This is a genomic window from Solibacillus sp. FSL R5-0691 (assembly GCF_037974225.1).
In the GTDB taxonomy this organism is placed as follows: Bacteria; Bacillota; Bacilli; order Bacillales_A; family Planococcaceae; genus Solibacillus.
Genome location: NZ_CP150231.1, coordinates 3,512,056 through 3,535,515, shown reverse-complemented (window position 1 = coordinate 3,535,515; position 23,460 = coordinate 3,512,056). Strand labels below are relative to the sequence as shown.

At 36.1% G+C, this 23,460-nt stretch carries 20 protein-coding genes; 17 read left to right on the top strand and 3 right to left on the bottom strand.

Features of this window, described 5'->3' with window-relative positions; all coding sequences use genetic code 11:
- The first annotated feature begins 189 nt into the window (after positions 1-189).
- From MKY51_RS17825 to MKY51_RS17780, 10 genes are all read left to right on the top strand, one after another.
- Positions 190-1,659, top strand: coding sequence for a M23 family metallopeptidase (locus tag MKY51_RS17825; protein WP_339174544.1), 1,470 nt, complete (start codon positions 190-192; stop codon positions 1,657-1,659).
- 238 nt (positions 1,660-1,897) lie between these two features.
- Positions 1,898-2,608 (top strand): response regulator YycF, encoded by a 711-nt coding sequence (gene yycF / locus MKY51_RS17820; RefSeq protein WP_008408338.1) that lies wholly within the window; start codon positions 1,898-1,900, stop codon positions 2,606-2,608.
- A gap of 5 nt (positions 2,609-2,613) precedes the next feature.
- Positions 2,614-4,449 carry a cell wall metabolism sensor histidine kinase WalK gene (walK, locus tag MKY51_RS17815; protein WP_339174541.1) on the top strand — a complete coding sequence of 612 codons (1,836 nt, stop codon included), beginning with the start codon at positions 2,614-2,616 and terminating at the stop codon, positions 4,447-4,449.
- Entirely contained in the window at positions 4,446-5,777 is a 1,332-nt protein-coding gene (yycH, locus tag MKY51_RS17810) for a two-component system activity regulator YycH (protein WP_339174539.1), read from the top strand. Before walK ends, yycH begins: the two co-directional genes overlap by 4 nt.
- Positions 5,764-6,597 carry a two-component system regulatory protein YycI gene (yycI, locus tag MKY51_RS17805; protein WP_339174537.1) on the top strand — a complete coding sequence of 278 codons (834 nt, stop codon included), beginning with the start codon at positions 5,764-5,766 and terminating at the stop codon, positions 6,595-6,597. Before yycH ends, yycI begins: the two co-directional genes overlap by 14 nt.
- Before the next feature lie 12 nt (positions 6,598-6,609).
- Positions 6,610-7,398, top strand: a complete 789-nt coding sequence (locus MKY51_RS17800) for an MBL fold metallo-hydrolase (RefSeq protein WP_251691005.1) — start codon at positions 6,610-6,612, stop codon at positions 7,396-7,398.
- Positions 7,399-7,573: 175 nt separating this feature from the next.
- Positions 7,574-8,866: a trypsin-like peptidase domain-containing protein gene (locus MKY51_RS17795; protein WP_339174535.1), complete on the top strand. Its 1,293-nt coding sequence runs from the start codon at positions 7,574-7,576 to the stop codon at positions 8,864-8,866.
- Positions 8,867-9,029: 163 nt separating this feature from the next.
- The gene (locus MKY51_RS17790) at positions 9,030-9,194 is read left to right on the top strand and encodes a CxxH/CxxC protein (protein ID WP_079523607.1); all 165 of its coding nucleotides are present in this window, start codon (positions 9,030-9,032) and stop codon (positions 9,192-9,194) included.
- Between the two features lie 90 nt (positions 9,195-9,284).
- Positions 9,285-9,764: a 23S rRNA (pseudouridine(1915)-N(3))-methyltransferase RlmH gene (rlmH, locus tag MKY51_RS17785; protein ID WP_339174534.1), complete on the top strand. Its 480-nt coding sequence runs from the start codon at positions 9,285-9,287 to the stop codon at positions 9,762-9,764.
- A gap of 59 nt (positions 9,765-9,823) precedes the next feature.
- A complete protein-coding gene (locus tag MKY51_RS17780) occupies positions 9,824-10,531 on the top strand; it encodes a methyltransferase domain-containing protein (protein ID WP_339174533.1) in 708 nt (235 codons plus the stop codon).
- 63 nt (positions 10,532-10,594) lie between these two features.
- Here MKY51_RS17780 and MKY51_RS17775 read toward each other — a convergent pair whose 3' ends face one another.
- Positions 10,595-11,785: an MFS transporter gene (locus MKY51_RS17775; protein WP_339174532.1), complete on the bottom strand. Its 1,191-nt coding sequence runs from the start codon at positions 11,783-11,785 to the stop codon at positions 10,595-10,597.
- 292 nt (positions 11,786-12,077) lie between these two features.
- On the opposite strand from MKY51_RS17775, the gene MKY51_RS17770 reads away from it, so the two are divergent.
- The 6 genes from MKY51_RS17770 to MKY51_RS17745 all read left to right on the top strand — a co-directional run bounded on the left by MKY51_RS17770 (position 12,078) and on the right by MKY51_RS17745 (position 20,720).
- Positions 12,078-13,019: a diguanylate cyclase gene (locus tag MKY51_RS17770; RefSeq protein ID WP_339174531.1), complete on the top strand. Its 942-nt coding sequence runs from the start codon at positions 12,078-12,080 to the stop codon at positions 13,017-13,019.
- An 84-nt stretch (positions 13,020-13,103) separates the two neighbouring features.
- Positions 13,104-14,093 (top strand): alpha/beta hydrolase, encoded by a 990-nt coding sequence (locus MKY51_RS17765; RefSeq protein ID WP_339174530.1) that lies wholly within the window; start codon positions 13,104-13,106, stop codon positions 14,091-14,093.
- A 434-nt stretch (positions 14,094-14,527) separates the two neighbouring features.
- The gene (locus tag MKY51_RS17760) at positions 14,528-16,093 is read left to right on the top strand and encodes a histidine kinase N-terminal 7TM domain-containing protein (protein ID WP_339174528.1); all 1,566 of its coding nucleotides are present in this window, start codon (positions 14,528-14,530) and stop codon (positions 16,091-16,093) included.
- A gap of 134 nt (positions 16,094-16,227) precedes the next feature.
- Positions 16,228-17,997, top strand: a complete 1,770-nt coding sequence (locus MKY51_RS17755; protein ID WP_339174526.1) for a sulfatase-like hydrolase/transferase — start codon at positions 16,228-16,230, stop codon at positions 17,995-17,997.
- A gap of 736 nt (positions 17,998-18,733) precedes the next feature.
- Positions 18,734-19,036 (top strand): sodium/substrate symporter small subunit, encoded by a 303-nt coding sequence (locus MKY51_RS17750; RefSeq protein ID WP_339174525.1) that lies wholly within the window; start codon positions 18,734-18,736, stop codon positions 19,034-19,036.
- Between the two features lie 16 nt (positions 19,037-19,052).
- Positions 19,053-20,720 carry a sodium:solute symporter family protein gene (locus MKY51_RS17745; protein ID WP_339174523.1) on the top strand — a complete coding sequence of 556 codons (1,668 nt, stop codon included), beginning with the start codon at positions 19,053-19,055 and terminating at the stop codon, positions 20,718-20,720.
- A gap of 64 nt (positions 20,721-20,784) precedes the next feature.
- Here MKY51_RS17745 and MKY51_RS17740 read toward each other — a convergent pair whose 3' ends face one another.
- Entirely contained in the window at positions 20,785-21,933 is a 1,149-nt protein-coding gene (locus MKY51_RS17740; RefSeq protein ID WP_339174522.1) for an ABC transporter permease, read from the bottom strand.
- A 130-nt stretch (positions 21,934-22,063) separates the two neighbouring features.
- Between MKY51_RS17740 and MKY51_RS17735 the strand changes: the two genes are divergently transcribed.
- On the top strand, positions 22,064-22,654 hold the full coding sequence (locus MKY51_RS17735; protein WP_339174520.1) for a TetR/AcrR family transcriptional regulator: 591 nt from the start codon (positions 22,064-22,066) through the stop codon (positions 22,652-22,654).
- A gap of 59 nt (positions 22,655-22,713) precedes the next feature.
- On the opposite strand, the gene MKY51_RS17730 is transcribed toward MKY51_RS17735, so the two are convergent.
- Positions 22,714-23,367: a VTT domain-containing protein gene (locus MKY51_RS17730; protein ID WP_339174519.1), complete on the bottom strand. Its 654-nt coding sequence runs from the start codon at positions 23,365-23,367 to the stop codon at positions 22,714-22,716.
- Between the last annotated feature and the right edge of the window lie 93 nt (positions 23,368-23,460).

Here is a 23,460-nt window from a genome sequence, read left to right as displayed (position 1 = left end):
ACTAATTTACCTACTAAAAATGTAACATTCATTTAGAAAATAATACATTTACATTACAAAAAGACTGGAACGGTTCATTTGAAATGTGAAATATGCTACATTAGCAAAGTGTGTTTTTAGTCACCGCTCATTATTTTAATGAAAATACATCATTTTTATAGAACAGATCTAGTTGAAAGGAGCTTTATCATGAGTTCAAAAGGAAACAAGTTAGACTTAAAAAAATCAAATCTAAGTCTAATGAATCGTCATAATAGAAAATTTAAAATGGCTGCATTATTTGCCTTACTTGCTTCTACTGTGACATTCAATATAGGTTTCGCGAATGAAACAGATAAAGAAAAATTCGCTAAAGTTTTTCACGTTTATGTAGCTGATACATACGTAGGCAGTGTTGCAGATGAAGCAACAGTAAATGAGATTGTCGAGCAAAAAGAGCAAGAGGCAAGCGAACAATATGAAGATTTAGTAATTGACGCAGGCGCCGATATCTCACTAATTCCAGAGCAAGTATTTACAGTCGATGCCAATGAAGAGCAGACGTTAAAAAACCTTCAAGAGGCAATAACTGTTCAGGCGAAAGCCTACTCACTAAAAGTGGGAGAAACAGTCGTTGCATCAGTGAAGGATAGAGAAGAGTTTGAAGCTGTAATTGACGGATTAAAGCTTCAGTTTGTGACACAAAATGATTTAAAAGAATTGCAAAACAATGCATCTAAAGATTCTTTACCCGAATTACAAAAGGATGAAACACGTCTGGTAGATCTTACATTATCTACCCCAATTACCGGAGACGAAGTATTAGCCGAACCGGCAAATATTGTTTCTGCAAAACAAGCGGTTCAACTTTTACAAACGGGTGCATTGGAGCAAGAAGTATATACTGTAAAAGCAGGAGATGTGTTAGGTTCAATTGCCAAAGCACATGATTTAACAACTGCTGAATTATTAGAGATCAACCCTAACCTTAAAGCGGATACGGTCCTGCAAATTGGTGAACAAGTCAATGTAACGGTTCAAAAACCATTTGTAACAGTAAAGGCAGTTTATGAAAAGAAAAGAGTAGAGGGAATCGACTTTGCGAAAATCGTCAAAGAAGATGCTACGATGCTTAAAGGTAAAAAAGTAGTTAAGCAAGAAGGCGAAAAGGGCAAAAAAGAAGTATCATATTTAATTACAGAAGAGAATGGCGTCCGAACTGAAAGAATACAATCAGAGGAAAATGTAATATCAGAACCTGAAAATCGTATTGTTGTTGTCGGCACGAAAGTAGTTCCTTCTATTGGAACAGGTAATTTTGCTTGGCCGGCAGTCGGAGGTTATATTTCAAGTAATATGGGAGAGCGTTGGGGCCGTTACCACTACGGAATCGATATTGCCCGACCATCAAATTATACGATTAAAGCTTCAGATAACGGTGTTGTCAAAACTGCAGGAAAGCATTCAACATATGGGAATTATGTAGTAATTAATCACAATAACGGTTTTGAAACGTTATATGCTCATTTGTCTCGCATTGATGTAGAAGTAGGACAGGTTCTAGAACAAGGCTCCGCTTTAGGACAAATGGGTTCTACAGGCCGTTCAACTGGAACACATTTACATTTTGAAGTTCATAAAAACGGTAAAGAAGTAAATCCGTTATCATATTTAAATTGATTTTTAGCAGTCCAAGTTAGAATTGGGCTGCTTTTTCTATAAAATGGTCTCCATATTATTTAGGTGGATAAAATTCAAAAATAATTCTTAAATGAGAGGAATATTTCCCGGAAAATAATCATAGCAGTATAGCTGTATAATGCACCAAATGGCAAACCATGATAGAGTAGTTATAGTAAAAATAAACATACCCTTTCATAATTATATAGAGAATTTATGAGAAAAGAGGAATTAGATGATGGATAAAACGATATTAGTTGTAGATGATGAAAAACCAATTGCGGACATTCTACAGTTTAATTTAATAAAAGAAGGTTACCGCGTAATTTGTGCATATGATGGGGACGAAGCGCTTCAAAGAGTGGAAGAGGAGCAGCCGGATTTAATGCTGCTTGATATTATGCTGCCTAAACGCGACGGCATGGAAGTATGTCGTGAAGTACGTAAAAAATATGATTTCCCGATTATTATGTTAACGGCAAAAGGATCGGAAATCGATAAAGTGCTCGGACTGGAAATGGGTGCTGACGATTATGTAACAAAGCCGTTCAGTACACGTGAATTAATCGCCCGTGTTAAAGCGAATATGCGCCGATTAAATGTGCCTGCTCAAATAGAAGAAGCACAAGCAGAAACGAATGATATTGTAGTAGGCTCTTTAACGATTCAGCCGGATGCCTATTTAGTATTAAAGCGTGATGAGTCTATTGAATTAACACACCGTGAATTTGAATTACTGCATTATTTGGCAAAACATATTGGTCAAGTAATGACACGTGAGCATTTACTGCAAACGGTATGGGGTTATGATTATTTCGGTGATGTACGAACAGTGGATGTAACAATCCGCCGTCTACGTGAAAAAATTGAAGATAATCCAAGTCATCCTTTATGGATTGTTACGAGACGAGGAGTCGGCTATTACTTACGAAACCCTGAACAGGAGTAAAATACATGCAAAAAGTGAGCTTTTTTAAGTCCATCCATGTAAAGCTTGTATTGATTTATGTCCTATTAATTATTATTGCTCTTCAAATTATAGGCATTTATTTCTCAAAGCAGCTGGAGACGAATTTAAAAACGAATTTCCAAGATTCGATTCGCCAAAGAATAGAGCTTGTGCATTATAGTGTACGTGAAGAAATGTTAAAAGACCGGGATGAAAATACTCCCCCAACTATAGAGTATAGTTTAAAAACGATTTTAGAAGGATTTTCTACAGAAGATATTAACAAGATTAATGTAGTGGATCGTAACGATCGTATATTGGCTACTTCCGATGATGATCAGGCAGTTGTAGGTCAGCGTATAAATGAAGAAATTATACAACAGGCCGCGTCTTCGGAAACACTGTTGGATAAGATTTCATTGGATCGGGATACAGGGCAGCGCATTTGGATACTAGCAGTCCCTATTATGGATAACGCAGGTCCTAAAGATGAATTAAAGGGTGTTATTTATGTTCAGTCGAATATTGAAAAAGTTTACGAGCAACTAAATGAAATTAACCGAATTTTTGCGGCAGGTATCGCAGTATCGCTTGCCATTACAATCATATTAGGAATTTTAGTTGCGCGAACTATAACTCGCCCTATTTCCGACATGCGAAAACAGGCACAGGCAATGTCTAAAGGGAATTATGCAAGGAAAGTTCGTGTATACGGAACAGATGAAATCGGTCAGTTAGCCATTGCTTTCAACCATCTTACCAATCGTCTGCAGGAAGCACAATCCACAACAGAAGCAGAACGGCGGAAACTGGCAAGCGTACTTAGTAATATGACAGATGGTGTAATTGCAACAGACCGTAAAGGAAAAATTATATTGATTAACGACCCCGCATTGGAATTGCTTCATGATTCACGTGAAACAACTTTAAATCGTCCAATTGCGTCTGTTTTGCGTTTAGACCAAGAATATAGTTTTGAAGACTTGATTCATATGAAAGATCCTGTGAATCTTGATTTTAGTATGAATGATGCTCCATATGTATTACGAGCAAACTTTTCTGTAATTCAAAAGGAAACAGGTTTTGTAAATGGTCTGATTACGGTATTGCATGATATTACTGAACAGGAAAAAATTGATATGGAACGTCGTGAATTTGTTGCGAATGTATCCCATGAATTGCGTACGCCGTTAACGACGATGCGCAGCTATTTAGAAGCACTTGCAGAAGGTGCATGGAAAGATGAAAATATAGCGCCGGCATTTTTAAATGTTACGCAAACAGAAACAGAGCGTATGATTCGCCTTGTAAATGATTTGCTGCAATTGTCAAAAATGGACAGCCAGGAATATGAACTGAACCTGGAGTTTGTGGAATTTAACAAGTTTTTCACGCAAATTATCGACCGTTTTGAAATGTCGAAGTCACAGAATGTAGAATTTATCCGATTGCTTCCGGATAAAAGCTATTTTGTTGATATTGATACCGATAAACTTACACAGGTAATCGACAATATTATTTCAAATGCATTGAAATACTCTCCGGATGGTGGCAATATTCGTTTTGGCTTTACCGTTCATGATAATATGATTCGCGTTATGATTTCAGATGACGGTATGGGGATTCCGAAAGAAAATGTGACAAGAATTTTTGATCGTTTCTATCGCGTAGACCGAGCAAGAGCAAGGTCCATGGGTGGAACAGGTTTAGGTCTTGCAATCGCTCGTGAAATGATTGAAGCACATGGCGGGAAAATTTGGGCAGAAAGTGAGGAAGGCCAAGGTACTACGATATTCTTCACACTGCCATATGAATTGGATGAAGCGGGGGATTGGGAATGAAATATATTGAACAGATAAAATCACTTTTATTAGCATTCCTTGTTTTACTCAGCATCGTCTTCACACTTCTTATTTGGACTTACAAACCTGAATATGAAACGGTAAAGGAGACCCAGATTGAGGAAGTACTTGTCGGCAAACCGAAGGAATTACAGGAAGTAATAAAACCGTACCGATTGTTGTATCGCCAAAATGAGCAATTTTATGGGACAGTCTCTGCAACACCATTAGAAAATTTATACAGACACTTACGGTCATGGCAAGTTTATGAGATGGGTTTAATTAACAGTGAACTTTCAGATAGTAAAATGAACAAAATGCTGAGTATGGATAATCGTATAACAATGTTTTTTAATGAAGAAATTCCTTTGCGCGTTTTTTCTAATCTTATGTCATTTAATGATAATGAAATACCAGATACAACTTTTACACGTCTTATTGTAGACTGGTCAAATGTAGAGAGTAGCAATCAGTTGCAGTTACTTTTCCTAAATACCGAAAAGCGATCATTATATAGAGCATATGCGAGCGTACCGGATAAAGATTATTTCATGGAGAAGATAATTGAACCGGCAAATAATTATAGCTCATATGTTGAAGTTGAACGGGAACCTTTACGTTCTTTATATGTACCGAAAGATCCTATTCAATCAACAAGGTTAAGATATTTAGCTGAAGATATTGAACCTGATTTATTTAAAAAAATCCTGTTTACCGATTTAAAAATTGTACAGCGGAATATTGAAAGTCCTCAATCTGAAAGGTTTACTGATGGGACATCGTTAATGACAGTAGACAGCCAAAATCGGGTTATAAATTATGTATATCCGACTGCAGAAAGTGCCGCACCGATTCCCGCCTCAAGATTATTTATAGATAGCTTTAATTTTATAAATGACCATGGTGGGTTTACAATGGATTACCGCTTGTCTTCAATGAATATTGAAAGGCATATTACAGAGTATCAGCTGTTCATACAGGGGCTTCCTGTATACAGTGATGTTATGACTCGTCTCGGAACTACTTGGGGTGAAAACCGTATTTTCCGTTACCGACGCCCTTATTATTCGATGGGTACTATATTTCAAAGGGTACAGAGAGAACTGGAATCAGGGGAACAAATGGTTGAGACTCTTCGTAAGGAAAACAATAAATTATTTAGAGAAGCAGATGAAATTGTTGTTGGGTACGAATTAACGCTTGAAGAATCCGAGCAGGATACAGATTTAATCCTCGTATTGGAACCAAAATGGTTTGCCGTAACAAACAATACATGGAAACGCCTTTCACCCATGGAAGTAGGGGGTGACGAAGTTGGATTGGAGTAGAACGAAAACTATTTTTATATGGGTTTTCCTAATATTGAACCTCTTTTTATATACGCAGTATTTAGAGAGCTATAAAGAAGGGGAGAAAATAGAAGTTTTAGGGGAAACAATGGAAATCGAAGCACGTTTGAAGGGGGATAATATAACGTATATTGCCCTTCCGAACAATAAGGAAAGTGCAGCATATTATTCCGGTCAAATTAAAAATTTCTCGCCATCAGAAGTGCCATATTTCACAAATCAAAGCGCAAAAATCGAAAATAACAATAAGCTGATTGTGACGATGGACAAGCCTGTGAAACTACAGAAAAGCGATACGCGTGATTCATATACTGATTTCGTTCATAATAATGTATATGAAGGTGATTCCTATGTACTTTGGGGTATTGATGAAGAGAAAAAAGAAGCAACATTTTTCCAGAAGGTAAACGACGTAACATTGTATTATAATGTACGTGGGTATATCAAACTTTATTGGGATGATAACAACCGTATTATTTCCTATGAACAAACAATGCTGGAAAAGCATGAAAAGTTAGATAAAGAACAAAATCTATTAACTGCAAGACAAGTATTGCAGATTTTATATGGAAAGAATTTATTAAAACCAGATTCTCAGATTACGGAAATGAATCTAGGCTATTCTACAATTGTTCAATTAACGCAAACACAGGTATTTGCACCGACATGGGAAGTCCGGGTAAAGCGGGCTGATGACACAGAAGAAATACATTTTGTAAATGCGGTACAAGGACGAATTGTAGAGATCCAAAATGACTTATCCGAAATTGTCGAGCAGACAGAGGATTTGGAAGAGTAGGGAGTTTTAACAATGCGATTTAGCGTTTTAGCAAGTGGCAGTACAGGAAACGCAGTCTACGTAGAAAATGATGAACACTCATTTTTGATTGATGCAGGCTTAAGCGGAAAGAAAATGGAGCAACTGTTTGCTAATATAGATCGTGATATGAAAAGTTTATCAGGTATTTTAGTAACACATGAGCATAGTGACCATATTAAAGGACTAGGTGTCATTGCACGGAAATATAATATTCCTGTATTTGCAAATGCAAAAACATGGACAGCGATGGACGGGCTAGTAGGAACAATACCAACCGATTTATGTTTCGATTTCGATATGGAAACAGTAAAAACATTTGGCGGATTGGATATTCAATCATTTGCAGTGTCCCATGATGCTGCTGAACCGATGTTCTACACATTCTATGAGAACGGGCGAAAGCTAGTTGTCATTACAGATACAGGTTATGTCAGTGACCGGATGAAAGGGTATATCTCAGCAGCAGATGCCTATGTATTTGAAAGTAACCACGATGTCAGTATGCTTCAAATGGGCAAATACCCTTGGAGTATTAAACGCCGTATATTATCGGATGTAGGACATGTTTCAAATGAAGATGCTGCAGTGGCAATGGCTGATGTGGTCGCAGAAAAACCGACGCAAATTTATTTGGCGCATTTAAGTAAAGACAACAATATGAAAGATCTGGCGCGGATGAGCGTAGAGCAGACATTGCAGTCTTGCGGCATTATTGCAGGAGAATATTTGCATCTGCATGATACCGATGCAAACGAGCCGACAAAGCTTGTGACAGTTTAATTTCAGCAACGCATAATTGAACTAAATATGGGTAAAAGATAGGTGTGTTAAAAGTTTCTACTTTTAGCATACCTTTTTTATTTATATTTTTAATTAGGTTTTATGTGATTTTCATCTAATTTTAATGTTAAATGTGTATGCTATCAGTAAGGAAAACAAAGAAAGGATGAGGGATATGGGTTACTATCCTGAAGATGATAAGAAGGAAATCCAAAATGATCGTATTGCAGAGCTTGAGGCTCGTTTAAAAAGAGAAGAAGAAGAAAAAAAACAGCGGCAAAATAGAAAAGAAAAAAAAGGCGGCAGTAAAGGCGGTTATTTTTTATCTGGTTTAAGTGGTGTTGTCGTTGGTGCTTTACTTTTATGGCTTCTGCTTCCCTCGTTGGCAAACCAGTTACCGGGTGGAAATGAAGTAAACTCGGTTACAAATAATTCCTCAAACTCAACGATTAGCCAAACTGCAACAGAGGTAACAACAGATGTAACAAATGCAGTTGAAAAGGTATCAAGTGCCGTTGTAGGGATTACAAATATTCAAAATGTAGCCCCAAACTTTTGGAACCAAAGTACAGGAGAAGCTCAAGCGGTAGGTAGCGGTTCGGGCGTTGTTTATAAAAAAGAAGGGAACTTTGCCTTTATCGTGACAAACCACCATGTTGTGGATGGTGCAGAACAAATTGAAGTAACGTTGGATGATGGTGAAAAAGTAAAAGCAGAGCTTATCGGTTCTGATATTTGGACAGACTTGGCGATTCTTTCAATACCAAGTGAAGGAATAGATACAGTAGCCAACTTTGGAGATTCGGATGTATTAAAACAAGGTGAAACAGTAATTGCAATCGGAAATCCACTCGGGTTAGATTTTTATGGCTCGGTAACAACAGGCGTCATTTCGGGTAAAGACCGTTCTGTGCCGGTTGACTTAAATGAAGATGGTGTCGAGGACTGGTCAACAGATGTACTACAGACGGATGCAGCAATCAACTCAGGGAACTCAGGTGGTGCACTAGTAAATATCGCTGGTGAATTAATTGGTATAAATTCAATGAAAATTGCCCAATCTTCAGTTGAGGGCTTAGGATTTGCAATTCCAATCAATTCAGCCATTCCGATTATTGAACAGTTAGAAAAGCACGGGGAAGTACAACGCCCAACAATGGGAATTTCCTTAGTCGATTTAACGGAAGTACCGGCTTACTATCAACAGCAAACATTGAAATTACCGGAAGAAGTAACAAATGGTGTTGTCATTTCTCAGGTTGTAAGAGGTTCTGCAGCAGATAAAGCAGGTTTACAGCAGTACGATGTCATTGTGGAAATGGATGGCGAAAAAATCGATAATGCAATAGAGTTACGCAAACATTTATATAATGAAAAATCTATTGGGGATACATTAAAGATTAAAGTTTATCGTAACGGTAAAATAGTAGAAGCTGATTTAAAGTTAGTGGAAACTGCACAATTATAAATGTGGATAACTTAATTGAAGAATGAAATTGTACACAACGGGTAGAGAAGAAAAAGGCTTGTCTTTTCTACTCGTTTTTTGTCTGTTACAATGGGTTGTGGATAACATTTCAAAAATTGTGAATAAGTTTGTGGAAATTTCAGAAAAGAAAGAAGGTTTAAAAATGAAGACATACAGCTGCGAAACCCATATAGATCATGCGTTGGATATGCATGTGGCAGAAACAGAAAATTTCCCGATGATGGATTTATTATCGGAAGAAGAAAAGTTATCAACAACTTGTTCTTACTGTGAACAGTCAGCAACATATGTTGTATCAAGTAAATAACTTTACACAATATGTAGTTTTTAGTTGGGGATATGTGCATAACTTTTGTGGATAACTTGTTTGTAAATGGAACGTAAAGGTGGATAAGTTGTGAATATTACTATCATCTCGGTTGGTAAGTTAAAAGAAAAGTATTTAAAAATGGGTATCGAAGAATATGTTAAGCGATTAGGCGGCTATGCAAAAATCGACTTAGTGGAAGTACCGGATGAGAAAGCACCTGAACAGTTAAGTGATGCTGATATGGAAATCGTCAAACGTAAAGAAGGAGAACGTATCCTTGCGAAAATCAATGACGGAACCTATGTCATCGCATTGGCACTGGAAGGTAAAATGAAAACAAGCGAAGAAATGGCTGCAGATCTAGAGGCATTGATGACCTACGGGAAAAGCAAAGTCGTGTTTGTAATAGGCGGATCATTAGGATTGCATGCGGATGTACTTAAGCGCGCAGATGAAAAACTATGCTTCGGAAAAATGACCCTACCTCACCAGTTGATGAAACTAGTGCTGGTAGAGCAGATTTACCGAAGCTTTAGAATTATTAAGGGCGAACCGTATCATAAGTAAAGGGGGTTTTGTCTGAAATATGGAAATAGCATCATCCCTATGTAAAAGGTTGGAGAAAAATGAACAGTAACAAGTATAAAGATTATTTTACAAAAGACTATTTGATGGGGCCAAATTCGATACGACTTCTCGAGGAGCTCCTAGTTAAAAATCCGGAAGCCATAACAGGTGGAACAATTCTTGATCTTGGCTGTGGTAAAGCACTAACATCGGTTTATATTGCAAATGAAACGAATGCAAATACTGTCTATGCAACAGATTTATGGATTTCTGCAACAGAAAATTGGGAAACCATACAACAGTGGAAGCTTGAGGATAAAATGATCCCAATTCATGCGAATGCACTAGACTTACCTTTTGCGAATGATTTTTTTGATACAATTGTGAGCATTGACTCTTACCATTATTACGGCTGTGAAGAACAATTTTTTGCGAAGAAAATGCTTCCCCTTTTAAAAGGTGGTGGGTACGCACTAATTTGTGTTCCTGGTTTGAAATCAGAGCTTGAACAAGTACCTGAGGTGATGAGTGAATGGCTGGAAGATGCTGTTGATACTTTCCACAGTGCGAATTGGTGGGAAAAACATATTCAACAAGGCTGCGAGGAATTAATCGAGGTGACGGTCTATGAATCGGATCAATTCGATGCATGTTGGCAGGACTGGATCAATACGGAGAACGAATACGCGTTAAATGATGCGGAATTTTTAAACCTTGGCTTAAATGAGTTATTAAACTTTGTCATGATTGTTGTTCGTAAAAAATAGTAATCGGTTCAACTGAAACAGGCACATTCGCTTCATGCGATTGTGCCTGTTTTTCTACTAAAACTATTCAGATGTATTTTGTTTTCGGTCTAATTGATGACTTAAGAAAGTTAGCAGACTTGCACAGACGGCAATTATCCCACCGACCCAAGCTACATTCATTAAATTTCCTTGATGGTACACAATTCCACCTAATGCAGAACCGAAAGCGATGCCTACGTTGCTTGCCACTGGCATTAGTGAAGCGGCGAGTCCTGTTGCTTTTGGCTGGTAAATTCCTGCAAGGTCAATTAAATATAGCTGAGTAGATGTTGTTAAAAGAATAGCCATTAACGACATTAATCCGATATTTATTAATCCTAAAACAAAATGATTGGTAGTCCAAAATAAACTAGTCAGAACAACTGCTTGCATGAGAAAAACAAACCGAAGGCGACCGATTGCATTTTGGCTAGCAATTTTACCAGCGAGGATGTTGCTGAAAATGGAAATAAATCCATAACTAAATAAGATTATACTAATTGACTTATTTGGTGCCCCCATTTCTTTCAAGATTGGTACAAGGTATGTAAAGACCGCATAAGTTGCGCCAAATCCGAGTGCAGGAATGAAAAAAGCCATTAATATACGAGGATTGGTCAATAAAGAAAACTGATCACGTATCGAACTGCGTACTTGACTGAGTTTATGAGGTAAGACAAAAAAGGATGCCAAAAATGCCAATCCTCCTAGGAAAGTGGTTAACATGAAAGTGGCATTCCAGCCGTAAGCTTCAGCGATAACAATACCCATTGGCACTCCAACGACATTTGCAAGTGTGAAACCACCGAAAACGAATGAAATGGCAAGTCCGCGTTTTTTAATCGGGATGGTTTCACTTGCTACAATCATAGCTAGAGAGATTAAAACTCCTGTTACAACCGCTGTCATAATCCGTAATGTAAGGAGCATGATATAGCTCGTCGAAATTATGCATAAAGCATTTAGAATGATGAAAGATGCCATTAAAAACAACATCCATTTACGCTTTGGTAAATGACTTGTTACTGACATCACCAGTGGTGTAGCGATGGCAAACGTAATTGCAAATGCAGAAACGAGTGTACCGGTTTTTGCATTAGTCATATTAAGACTTGAAGAAATATCTGTTAAGATTCCGACAATAACAAATTCACTTGTCCCAAGTACAAATGTTAATAAAGAAAGTGTTAAGATCAGCAACCAATGTTGCTTTGATAATTTTGTGGAGTCCATAAATACCTCTTTCTTAGATGAATGTAAATGTGTACCATAGTAATTACACAACCTTAACATCATACCAAGAATATGTTTTCCTGAAAAACCCTATCTTAGTCAAGGAGAGAAGGATACTCCCTAAAATCCCCTTCAATTCAGTTCTTTTTAATTATTCATTACAAAAATTAAAGGTTAAATAGATCTTATAAATTGAATTTAGGTTATACAGTAGATTACTTGAAATTTAATAACTATAATGGAAATACAGGAAAATTAAACTAATTTAAATGTCTGGTAGGAGACTTAAGTAATGATTTTATTTTTAGTTGGGTTAGTAATTGGGTTGGCTATATACAGGAGTTATATAAAATATCGAAAATCAAAATTTTTAAAAGATAATATTCCCTTAAAACTAGTGGAGAGGTCCAAAGATATTATTTATTATTATCAGGTAAAGCCTGTGTATAAGCATATATACACTAGTCCTTCTGTAGATTTCTTTTTAGGTAAAGGTACATTAGAAGCGCTAAATAAGGATTCAAACACGCCTTTTGAAATGATTCATCCAGAAGATAAAGCAATTATGGAGTCGAAAGTTTCAGGGGAGATTAATTATAACGAGGGAATCATTCAACGTTTAAAAGGAACAGACGGAATCTATCATTATTTTGAAGAATATGCAACGCCTATCTATGAAAATGGAAAAATCATTGCAATTCAAGGTATTATGCGTAATATTGATGAAAAAATAAAACTGGAGCAAGAGTTATATTATCAAAGCACACATGATGCCTTAACTGATATTTATAATCGTGGCTATTTTGAGAGAATGCTGCATTATTATAATGAAATAGAAAATGTTTCGATTGGTATGATTCTGTGCGATGTTGATAAATTAAAATTTGTAAATGATACATATGGACATAAAAGGGGAGATCAGCTTATACAAGCAGTAGCTAAGCTTTTAACGGATTTCTTCCCCGATACGACAATTATTTCTCGAGTGGGAGGTGATGAATTTGTCGTTATTCTACCAAAGACGTCTAGGGAACAGGTGGATTTCCTATGTGAACAACTACGAAAAAAAATTAATCATTCAACAGTGGAAAATGATGAAATTCATCTCCAAATGTCAGTCGGCAAGGCTTTTCGAGATCAATCGTTTAATGAAATGGAAAATGTGTATATAGAGGCTGATAAAAGTATGTATATAGAAAAGAATCAAAAACGAAAGTTATCCCTAAGATTATAGGGATGAATTCTACCATGCTTATAATGGGTAAGGACATCGGAGAATTGTATAAAGAATAAAAATCAGTACAAGAAGTGAGTGAAAATGATGATAGTAATAGGGGTGATTCTAACAATATGTTTATCTATTGTTTTTTTATTCATAGTTACGCCAAAACCAACGGCACTACTCGTTCGCCGATTATTTGAAGGTGGGGTCGCGGTTAAGCCGACAAACTATGAGGAAATTGAAAGATCGGTTCAGATAGAAAATGATCTCTCTTACAATTCAAATTATAATAGTGGGAAACTTGATATCATTAAACCTAAGGAATATGAAGGGTATTTGCCGGTTATATTCTGGGTACACGGAGGAGCTTTTTTGGGGGGTGACAAGTCGGATATTACTGAATATGCAGTTCAGATTGCTAGTAAAGGCTATATCGTAATTAACATTAATTATGGCTTAGCGCCGAATTCCAAATATCCCACGCCGTTATATCAAGTAAAAGAAGCTTTTCAATTTATAGATAAAAATGCAAAAAAATATGGTATTGATATGAATCGTCTATACTTTGCAGGGGATTCAGCAGGTGCACAAATTATTAGCCAATTTGTGAATGTTCAAGTAGATAAAGGCTATGCAAATATGCTTGGAATAGAAGGTACTGTTTCATCAGACAAGATTAAAGGTGTGCTATTATTTTGTGGACCATACGATGTTTCAAAGCTTTCCAATAGTAGTAGCTTTTTAATAAATTTTCTGTTTAAGCGAGTTGGCTGGGCTTATATAGGTGAGCGAAATTGGACAAATTCAGATAAAGTAAAGGAAGCTTCTATTCTTCAACATGTTTCTGGCAATTTTCCATCTACGTTTATAACAGATGGTAATATAGGGTCATTTGATGATCAAGGGAAAGAATTAGCTGATAAACTGAAAAACAAGGGTGTAGAAGTTTCCCAAATCTTCTATTCAACTGAAGAAGCTAAGTTAGGACATGAGTATCAATTTATGATGAATACACTTCAGGCTGAAAATACATTTAATAAGCTGATAGAATTTCTAGATAATACAAGTCAAAAACAGAAGAACTAATTTTAGATTTTCGCCTTACTATAAAGATACATAAGCATAGAGTAGATTATTTTATGGCATAAGCTTAATAATTAATTTTATAGTCAATGAGTCAATGCAAATTGCAATAATTTTATCCATACTTAGGCATATCCAGATAAAATGGGTATGTCTTTTTTAATTTTGATAATAAAAGGAGGAATTCAACCAATCAGAAGGGAAAAAAGATGTAAAGGGATGTATTAAAACAATGGTCTAATTTCCGAAAGAAGAATGGAGAAAGATTTAACTGAGTGCTAGTGGAGATCTTGCAAGCAAAAGTATATTGTAAATCAGAGTCACGTGATAATATTACGAATAGATATATTAAAATGGATTTTTCAATTTGAAATAGTTCTATCCTTATCTTTATAACTTAGTATTTATTGAAAGACTCTATCGGAGGAATACACATTATGAGCTATAACTTTATACTTTCATCCATTTTATTTCTTTTTGTTTTTTGTTACATGATGTTGCTGTATTATGCTTGGCAAAATAGAGAAACTCCTATTTCGATTAGTTATGGCTTGGGTGTCTTGACAGCATTTTTCTATACATTTGGCTATGCATTTCAACTTTTAAGTACGACAGTAGATCAAATGATGTTTTGGATACATATTCAATATATAGGAATTCCCTTTGCTCCATTTATTTGGGTGATCATGACATTACAATTTACAGGTAAGCAAAGGTTTTTAACAAAAAGAATAATTCCCCTATTATTAATCGGTCCCATTTATACATTAACTGCCCATTTTACTAATGAATGGCACCATTTATTTTATAAGAGCGCGGCATTAGATTTTTCTCAGGGATTTCCGCTAATTGATTTGGATAGAGGCCTACTATTTTACTTACATATTTTCTACGTTTATAGTTACCATTTGTTTGGTATTGTATTATTACTTCAAATGTATTTTAAGGCAAATAAAGAGAAAAGAAAACAAGTAATCCTGATGATAATTGGTTCTTTATTTGTGTTTGGTTTTCCATTCATCCATTCTATAGGTGCAATAAAAATTCCAATCGATATTTCGCCATTTGGACTTATTTTTTCTTCATTATTTTACCTATGGGGAATTTATCAATTTAATATGCTGAAATTATCTCCTTTGGCTATGAAAAAAGTTTTCGAATCTATCAATGATGCTGTAGTCATTTTCGATACAGATAATAATTTAAAAATTTATAATAAATCGGCTAATAGTTTGTTTGAGCAGCCTAATCAAAAATTGATCGGCAAATCGGCAGCAAAGATTCTATCTCAATTCCCGCTATTAGTACAATTCATTGAACATAATGCTGAAATAGATAACGGATCATCACAATCAATGCAGCTGGGAGATAAATATTATAATGTTCATTTTTCATATGTAAATGGAAGTAATAATAAGCCGATTGGAAAGATGTTCATATTACATGATATTACGGAATCTATAAAGTATGAAGAAAGCTTACTTTTGCAATCTAGACAGTTTGAGTACTTAGCGCATCATGACGTATTAACCGGGTTATATAATCGTACTTATTTTGAAGAAGAAGTTAAAAAGAAGTTGAGACAGTCCAAAGAAAAAGATGCTGCATTAATGCTCTGTGATTTAAACTTCTTTAAAGAAATAAATGATGTATACGGTCATCTAACAGGAGATAATGTGTTAGTTTTTGCATCAAATTGCTGGCGTGAAAATTTACCAAACCCACATATACTTGCACGCTTAGGCGGCGATGAATTCATTATGTTTTTTGAGCAGATTGAATCAAAGGAAAAGTTTTTAAAGCAAATAAGTAAGGTACGTTATGTATTCCAGAAGAATTTATATAAGAAGAATGACATTGAAATCGAAGTTGTACCAAGTATGGGTATTGCTTTTATAAAAGAAGATGGCTTAGACTATGAAACCTTATATCATACGTGTGATAAACGTATGTATGAGGACAAAAAGATTACGAAAGAAACTTATTCAATGAAAGAAATGTAGAGAATTCCCTTAAATAGTAAGCATACAGAGCCAGTTGGTGCCTTTCTGAGTAATATCCCCCTAATGCGTATCGTAATTTTTAAACTGTAAACATAAGATGTTTTAATTATGGATGTTTGCAAGGGGGAAAATATTTGGAACTGCAGAAAGAGGAAAACATAAGGGAAACAAAACCTAATATCCTTATCTTTCTAGTGGATGAACAACGATTTCCGACTGTTTACGAAAATAAGGAACTGAAGAAATGGCGTAAAGAAAACTTAAAGACACAGGAATTATTACGGGAAAATGGAATGGAATTTTTAAACCATTATGTTGGAAGCATTGCTTGTTCACCGAGTAGAGCAACACTGTATACTGGACAATACCCATCATTACATGGACTGACTAAAACGATAGGGGCTGCTGCTTCTTCATTTGAACCGGATGTATTTTGGTTAGATCCTAATACAGTTCCCACTTTTGGAGACTATTTTCGTGCGGCAGGCTACCGTACATTTTGGAAGGGGAAATGGCATGCAAGCCCTCAGGATATTTTGATTCCTGGAACTCAAGATGCATTGCCTAGTTACGACTCAAATACAGGTATTCCTGACCGAAAACTTGAAAACTTTTACTTGGAATCTGATCGACTAAATGAATTCGGCTTTTCTGGCTGGCTTGGTCCAGAACCACATGGATCAAATCCCCGCAATTCTGCTTCATCTGCTGCCATCGGAACGAGTGGGCGTGATGAAGTGTATTCAAGAGAGGTAGTTGATTTACTTCATACACTGGAAGCAGATAGCATTAATGAAAGTCAGCCTTGGTTGATCGTATCTTCATTTTTAAATCCACATGATATTACATTGTTCGGCGAAACAACTGAATACCACCCGCTATTCAACTTTGAAGTAGACCCTTCTGTACCTTTTATTCCACCTGCTCCTACATCGGATGAATTACTGCACACAAAGCCAACTGCGCAACAAAGCTACAAGGAAACCTATCACAAAGCCTTCCAGCCAACAAGAGACAGTCTTTTTTATCGTCAGCTTTACTTTTCTCTCCATAAAAAAGTCGATCAAGAAATGGGTAAAGTATACGATAAATTAAAATCGAGCAAGTTTTATGATAATACGATTATTATTTTTACTTCTGATCACGGGGATTTATTAGGTGCTCATGGGGGATTATTTCAAAAGTGGTATAACGCATATGAAGAAGCGACTCATGTACCATTTATCATTCATAGTCCGAAATTGTTTTCAAATAGGCAAACTACAGATATGCTGACGAGTCATGTAGATATTTTGCCAACTCTGCTGGGATTGGCAAAAATTGATGCAAAAAAAATTCAGCAGGAGTTAAGGAAAAATCATACTGAAGTACATCAACCAGTAGGAAGAGATTTAACGCCACTTCTCCATGGGGAAGATGCTTTCCTGAGGAGAAATGAACCAGTGTATTTTATGACCGATGATGATGTAACGAGAGGATTATCTCAGGTTAGTATTACTGGTCAACCGTATAATTCTGTTACCCAACCAAATCATATAGAATCAGTCATTGCTTATCTTTCAACAGGTCAAAATAGGGAAAAGGAGCTCTGGAAATTTTCCAGATACTTCGACAACCCCCAATTTTGGAGTAATCCCGGAGTAGAAGATCAAGTAACGGAAATCCAGAGCCAAACGCCAATAAATGAAGAGGTCACTGTTTCTCTGTCAAAAATAGTAACTAAAACAATTCCTGTGCCCGAACAATATGAGCTGTATAATCTTACGAAAGATCCTCTTGAAAGAAAAAATCTTGCAAATCCTATACACGCAAATGTCGTAACAAAGTTGATTCAATCATTAATGATGAGTCTTCTGGAAGAACAGCGGGAGCAAAAAAAGGCTTATTCCAACGAACGGCACTGAACGTGTATGGAAGATAGCGCTGGTTAATAAAAATAACATAAAAAAGCTTAGAGGAAATTAAATGCTAATAATCTCTAAGCTTTTTAAATTTTTCTGCAAAAAAAGGCAGCATCTCACTTGGAGATGCTGCGGTAGAATTCTTTGTTCCTGAAGAACTCTAATGGGTTTGGCACCCAATAATGCTGACTTAACAATTTTAAATAAACATTTTTGATGTCAAAAGAATGCTGGTCATTCACTACTATTCCAATATAACATAGGGAATCGCGAAACCTTTAATAATTATGTATTCTGTGTTTAAGTTTATAAGAAAAAATGTATCCGATAAAATAGGAAATAAACTATATCATAAGTTGGGATATTTTTAATGAAAACCACCTGGAACGTTGATTTTTCTTCGTACTAGGTGGTTTTAATTTTTGAAGCTTGTCTTTTTTAGTTATCCCTACTCAAATGATTTTTTTATTCTATAGTCGTTTTATCCTGGACATTTTTAACATACATTAAAAAAAACATAAAGACATAGGGGGAATTAGTTGCTTCTATTCATTATTCTTTTCTCCATTTGCTGTCTTGCTTATGGACTAATAAAAAAACGTTTTATCGCGCTCACCTTTCCTATAATAGGACTTATGATTTTAATGGTCGTTAAGGTGATTTTAGTACCACTTCCTTTAAAGGAAACACTTCTTTTTATTTTTGATTTACGATAAAAATTTGAAGAAAGAAGGTCTAGATGAAAAAAATCGACAAAAAAGTTGCTGATGCCTATTTCCGTGAGAAAAATACGTACATGGCTGTTTACTTTGTTATTTGGTTTTTAGTTTCGTATGTTATGGTAGCGCTTGCAGATTCATTAACTGAAGTTCAGTTTTTAGGGTTCCCGTTCCACTATTTTATGGGGGCAATTGGAGCTTTGTTTACCTTCATTATTTTGCTGTTTGTAAATGCGATTGTTGGAGACAAAATCGATAAAAAGTATGGAATCAGTGAAACGAGAAATGAAGAAATTAGCGCAAATAATATGATAAATCATTAATGAGGGGAGGTAATTTATGGATACTCAATTTATAGTTTCAACGTTAATTATACTGGCTACATTTGCTTTGTATATATGGATTGCGGTTTATAATACGGCGAAACAAACATCTGATTTCTATGTTGCCGGTCGTGGCGTACCACCTATTTTTAATGGGATGGCGATTGGTGCAGACTGGATGAGTGCAGCATCCTTTATCGGGATGGCTGGTACGATTATGCTGCTTGGCTATGATGGATTGGCTTATATTATGGGCTGGACTGGCGGTTATTTATTTTTATCAATATTACTTGCGCCACAGCTACGGAAATTTGGTCGCTATACTGTGCCTGAATTTATCGGGGACCGTTTTAATAGTAAGGCAGCACTTATAATAGCTGCTATATGTACAATTATTATCAGCTTCACATACTCAATCGGACAGCTATCCGGTTCTGGTGTAGTAATCGGACGTCTCTTTGAAATTGATGCGAAAATAGGAACAATGATCGGCGTTGTGCTCATTGCATTTTATGCGGCATTTGGTGGTATGAAAGGTATTACTTGGACACAAGTAGCACAATACGTCATATTAATCATTGCATATTTAGTACCTGTTATTTTTATGTCATTACATTTGACTAGTAATCCTTTACCATGGATTTCCTATGGTGAAATTTTAACGAAAATGGGTGAACTCGACCGGGCACTCGGTATTTCGGAGTATTTTGCACCTTTTACCAACGGAACTAAGTGGCAGTTTTTAGCTCTTATGTTTACGTTAATGTGTGGTACAGCTGGCCTTCCGCATGTAATCGTACGTTTTTATACAGTAGGTACTATGAAGGCTGCTCGTTGGTCAGGTGCATGGGCATTAGTGTTTATCGGGCTTTTATATTTTAGTGCACCAGCTTATGCAGCTTTTGCTCGCTTTATATTAATGACGGAAGTTGCTGGTAATAAAATTGCTGAACTACCTGCTTGGACGCAATCATGGATTGATACAGGTAAATTGGGGATAGCCGATGCGAATGGGGATGGCATTCTTCAATGGCCTGAACTGCTAATTGCCAATGATATTGTTGTAATGGCTACACCTGAAATTGCAAATCTTGGTGTATTTGTTATTGGACTTGTGGCAGCAGGCGCAATGGCAGCTGCCTTATCTACAGCTGGTGGTTTAATGATTTCTATTTCTTCATCTTTTGCACACGATATTTATTACCGCATCATCAATCCACAAGCATCTGAACGCAAACGCTTGTTAATAGGTCGTATTTCAATTGTCGTTGCAACACTATTGGCTGGTATTATTGCATTAAATCCTCCAGGTGCCATTACTCAAATTGTTGCATGGGCATTTGCGCTTGCAACAGGTACCTTCTTCCCAGCCCTCGTTTTAGGTGTCTGGTGGAAGCGTGCTAATGCAAAAGGAACAATCGCGGGGATGCTTGTCGGTTTAGCGGTTACACTTATTTATATCTTCAGTGCGAAGTATGGCGGCTTTACGATATTAGGCATCATTGATACGGGTGCTGGTATTTTCGGAGCCATTGCAGCCTTCGCCACTAATATCATTGTTTCGCTTTCAACACGGGCTCCATCACAAGAACTTCAAGACGCCGTTATAAATCTGCGTTACCCAGAACAAATGGTTTATAAAGACGGCGAAGTTTATTTGAATGACGGATCAGCGAAAGAATAAAAATTGAGGGAAATAAAAAAACGTTATTTTGCACCGAATGCAAAATAACGTTTTTTTTTATGTGTTAGTTTTGTTGTTCTTTCACTTTTACTGGTTTGAAAATAGACAGTAAGAAAATAACTAAACCTGCAATGCCAATTCCTAAAATTGTATTGAAGGAAGCACCCGTGTAGAAACCGCTGCCGAAGTAGAAAATTTCACGTAAACCTTCAGAAGCAAAGCGAATTGGTACCCAAGGACGAATGAAGTTTACGAAGAAACTTGGAAGCATTTCCTGTGGTGTCATAAGAACACCCATACCTAAAAGCATGACAACCATGAATAATGTAATCGCTGGTTTGCCGATCCATGCAGTAATTGCCGATACTAGTAAATAGAAACAGAATGCCGCAAATGATACAAAGAAGGCAACCAGGAAATAGCTTGGCATATTAATTCCTGCGATTTGTGCAAGTGTTGCAACAGTAAAGCCCGAGAATAGAGCAATAATTATGCCGAATAAAATTTGCCCGCCTATGAGACGTAATATTTGTTTACGAGTTAACAGTTCTTTCTTCAAGATGCCTGATGTTGCTAAAAATACAATGAATCCACCGATTAGCGCACCTACCCATGCAGGTACTGCCAATAAAGTTGGGGCACTCCCGTTTGCAGTGGATGCTGTAATAGGATTGTATATTTTTTCTTCAGCAACAATTGGATTTACTAAGATTGCAGCTTGTGTAGCATCAATTTTATCAGTTCCAAGCTGGTCTAAAAAGTTTGCCGAATATTGGTCATTTACTCCAGAGACAAGCCCGTTTAAAGCAGTTTTCGCAAAGTTTGCGCCTGTCATATTAAAGCCTTGGTTAATAGAGATTTGCAATTTGGCAGCTTCATTATTTGTTAATGCATTTTGCAATGTGTCATTGTAGCCTTCAGGGATGACAAGCGCTGCGTAATACTTTTTATCTGCAAAAAGTGACTCAATATTTTCTTCCTTTTCATTTGTAAATGCCATAACCGGTTCTGCACCATCTACACCTTGACTCATTTGTTTCACAGCTTCAAGAATCGTATCAACGTGTTGACCCTCATCATTGACAATAAGAGCAACCGGCAGATTTTTTACTTGCGGATTCCCTTGTGCGAATAGGTTTACTGAAAATAGAGCAATAATTAATATAACAGCAATAGGAGCAGCCCATGCTAATTTTTCTTTAAATAATCTCATTTGAATTTCATCCTTTCTCAAATTTCAACATGTTGTTTATTATTACTCATTTATTTTATAATTTAAGGGGAAATCAAAGCAATCAACAAAATAAACAGATTGTTCAATTTTGAGGAAAGAGGGTGTTTTTTTGAGCGTTTATACGGAAAAAAATCGACGAACAAAAGAACTTATTCAGAAATCATTTATGGAGATGCTGGAGAAGAAAACTTTTGATTCGATTACAGTGGGGGATATAGCGAAAACGGCCAAGATTAATCGTGGGACGTTTTATTTACACTTTATCGATAAATTTGATTTGCTGGATCAGATTGAAATACAACTATTTGAAGAGCTAGGGGATCATATTGATGAATTGCAATCGAGCTATTCATCTACACATACGTTTGAAAAAGGACAGGAACAATTAGCTTCCTCATTATTTAATTCGATAAAAATGCAGGCACCACTTTTGAAGATCTTTTTAAGCGAACATGGAAGAGCGGGTTTCCACCTTCGATTTAGAGCAGCGTTTTCAGAAAAAGTACGAGTAAACCTGGAGGGGAATGAAAGCTTCATCGCAAACTTAAATGTGCCGATGGAATACTTTTTAGCATTTATTACATCTGCTTTCCTAGGTTTAATTGAACAATGGGTTCAAAATGATTTAGACAAGACCCCTGAAGAGATGACTGCTTTATATATTAGTATTATTTCCTTTATTCAAAGGAAGAGTACTTAAGGTACAGTTGATATATAGCTAATAAACAAAATAAAAAAGAAGGTGCGATACCTTCTTTTTTAAATACTGCTTGTACGTTGCTTTTTAATGAATCGGACTGCAACGATAATGGCTGCAATTGCAATAAGCACATAAAAAAGTTGTCTATATTGCTGTGAGACAGAGACAATTCCATAAGAAATAGAGGCTAATACTAGTCCATAAATCATGTTGCCAATTGTAGTAGCTGAAATAAAATACGATATTTTCATTTTGCTTAAACCGGATACGATGTTAATTAAATTTGTAGGAAGGAATGGCAAAATACGCCCTGACAGAACAAATAGGAATCCATTTTTATTAATTTGCTGCTCATATTTTTGTAGTTTTTCAGAAGTGAATAAATTGGCGAAAAAAAAGCGAATGGAAAGGAAGATTGATGTACTTCCAATAACACTGCTGAATGTACTAAATAAATAACCGCGCCAAAATCCAAACAAAGCAATATTAATCGTGATGACTAAAATTAACGGGATAAATGTAAATAAGTTCTGTAGGAACATTAATAATAGCATTATTAAAATAACGACAGTTAGATTGTTATGGGCAAGCTCTAAAATAAGCTGGGGTGACAGATCGGAAACAGAAATACCGCTTTTGTAAAGCGTAAAGAATAAACCTGTTAGAATTGCTGCAAATAGAGTCCCTCTTATAAACAACGATTGTTTTTTCATTTCGTAACCTCTCTTAATATAATTCCATTCGATAGTTTAAATGTATTTGACGAAAATTGCTATTAACAAGATTTGAAAAATATGAAAAAGGAT

Bases quoted from the DNA above. Each gene is read 5' to 3' on its own strand.
- MKY51_RS17825 (WP_339174544.1), top strand. From the start codon at position 190: ATGAGTTCAAAAGGAAACAAGTTAGACTTAAAAAAATCAAATCTAAGT.
- yycF (WP_008408338.1), top strand. From the start codon at position 1,898: ATGGATAAAACGATATTAGTTGTAGATGATGAAAAACCAATTGCGGAC.
- walK (WP_339174541.1), top strand. From the start codon at position 2,614: ATGCAAAAAGTGAGCTTTTTTAAGTCCATCCATGTAAAGCTTGTATTG.
- yycH (WP_339174539.1), top strand. From the start codon at position 4,446: ATGAAATATATTGAACAGATAAAATCACTTTTATTAGCATTCCTTGTT.
- MKY51_RS17800 (WP_251691005.1), top strand. From the start codon at position 6,610: ATGCGATTTAGCGTTTTAGCAAGTGGCAGTACAGGAAACGCAGTCTAC.
- MKY51_RS17795 (WP_339174535.1), top strand. From the start codon at position 7,574: ATGGGTTACTATCCTGAAGATGATAAGAAGGAAATCCAAAATGATCGT.
- MKY51_RS17790 (WP_079523607.1), top strand. From the start codon at position 9,030: ATGAAGACATACAGCTGCGAAACCCATATAGATCATGCGTTGGATATG.
- MKY51_RS17780 (WP_339174533.1), top strand. From the start codon at position 9,824: ATGAACAGTAACAAGTATAAAGATTATTTTACAAAAGACTATTTGATG.
- MKY51_RS17775 (WP_339174532.1), bottom strand. From the start codon at position 11,785: ATGGACTCCACAAAATTATCAAAGCAACATTGGTTGCTGATCTTAACA.
- MKY51_RS17770 (WP_339174531.1), top strand. From the start codon at position 12,078: ATGATTTTATTTTTAGTTGGGTTAGTAATTGGGTTGGCTATATACAGG.
- MKY51_RS17765 (WP_339174530.1), top strand. From the start codon at position 13,104: ATGATGATAGTAATAGGGGTGATTCTAACAATATGTTTATCTATTGTT.
- MKY51_RS17760 (WP_339174528.1), top strand. From the start codon at position 14,528: ATGAGCTATAACTTTATACTTTCATCCATTTTATTTCTTTTTGTTTTT.
- MKY51_RS17750 (WP_339174525.1), top strand. From the start codon at position 18,734: ATGAAAAAAATCGACAAAAAAGTTGCTGATGCCTATTTCCGTGAGAAA.
- MKY51_RS17745 (WP_339174523.1), top strand. From the start codon at position 19,053: ATGGATACTCAATTTATAGTTTCAACGTTAATTATACTGGCTACATTT.
- MKY51_RS17740 (WP_339174522.1), bottom strand. From the start codon at position 21,933: ATGAGATTATTTAAAGAAAAATTAGCATGGGCTGCTCCTATTGCTGTT.
- MKY51_RS17730 (WP_339174519.1), bottom strand. From the start codon at position 23,367: ATGAAAAAACAATCGTTGTTTATAAGAGGGACTCTATTTGCAGCAATT.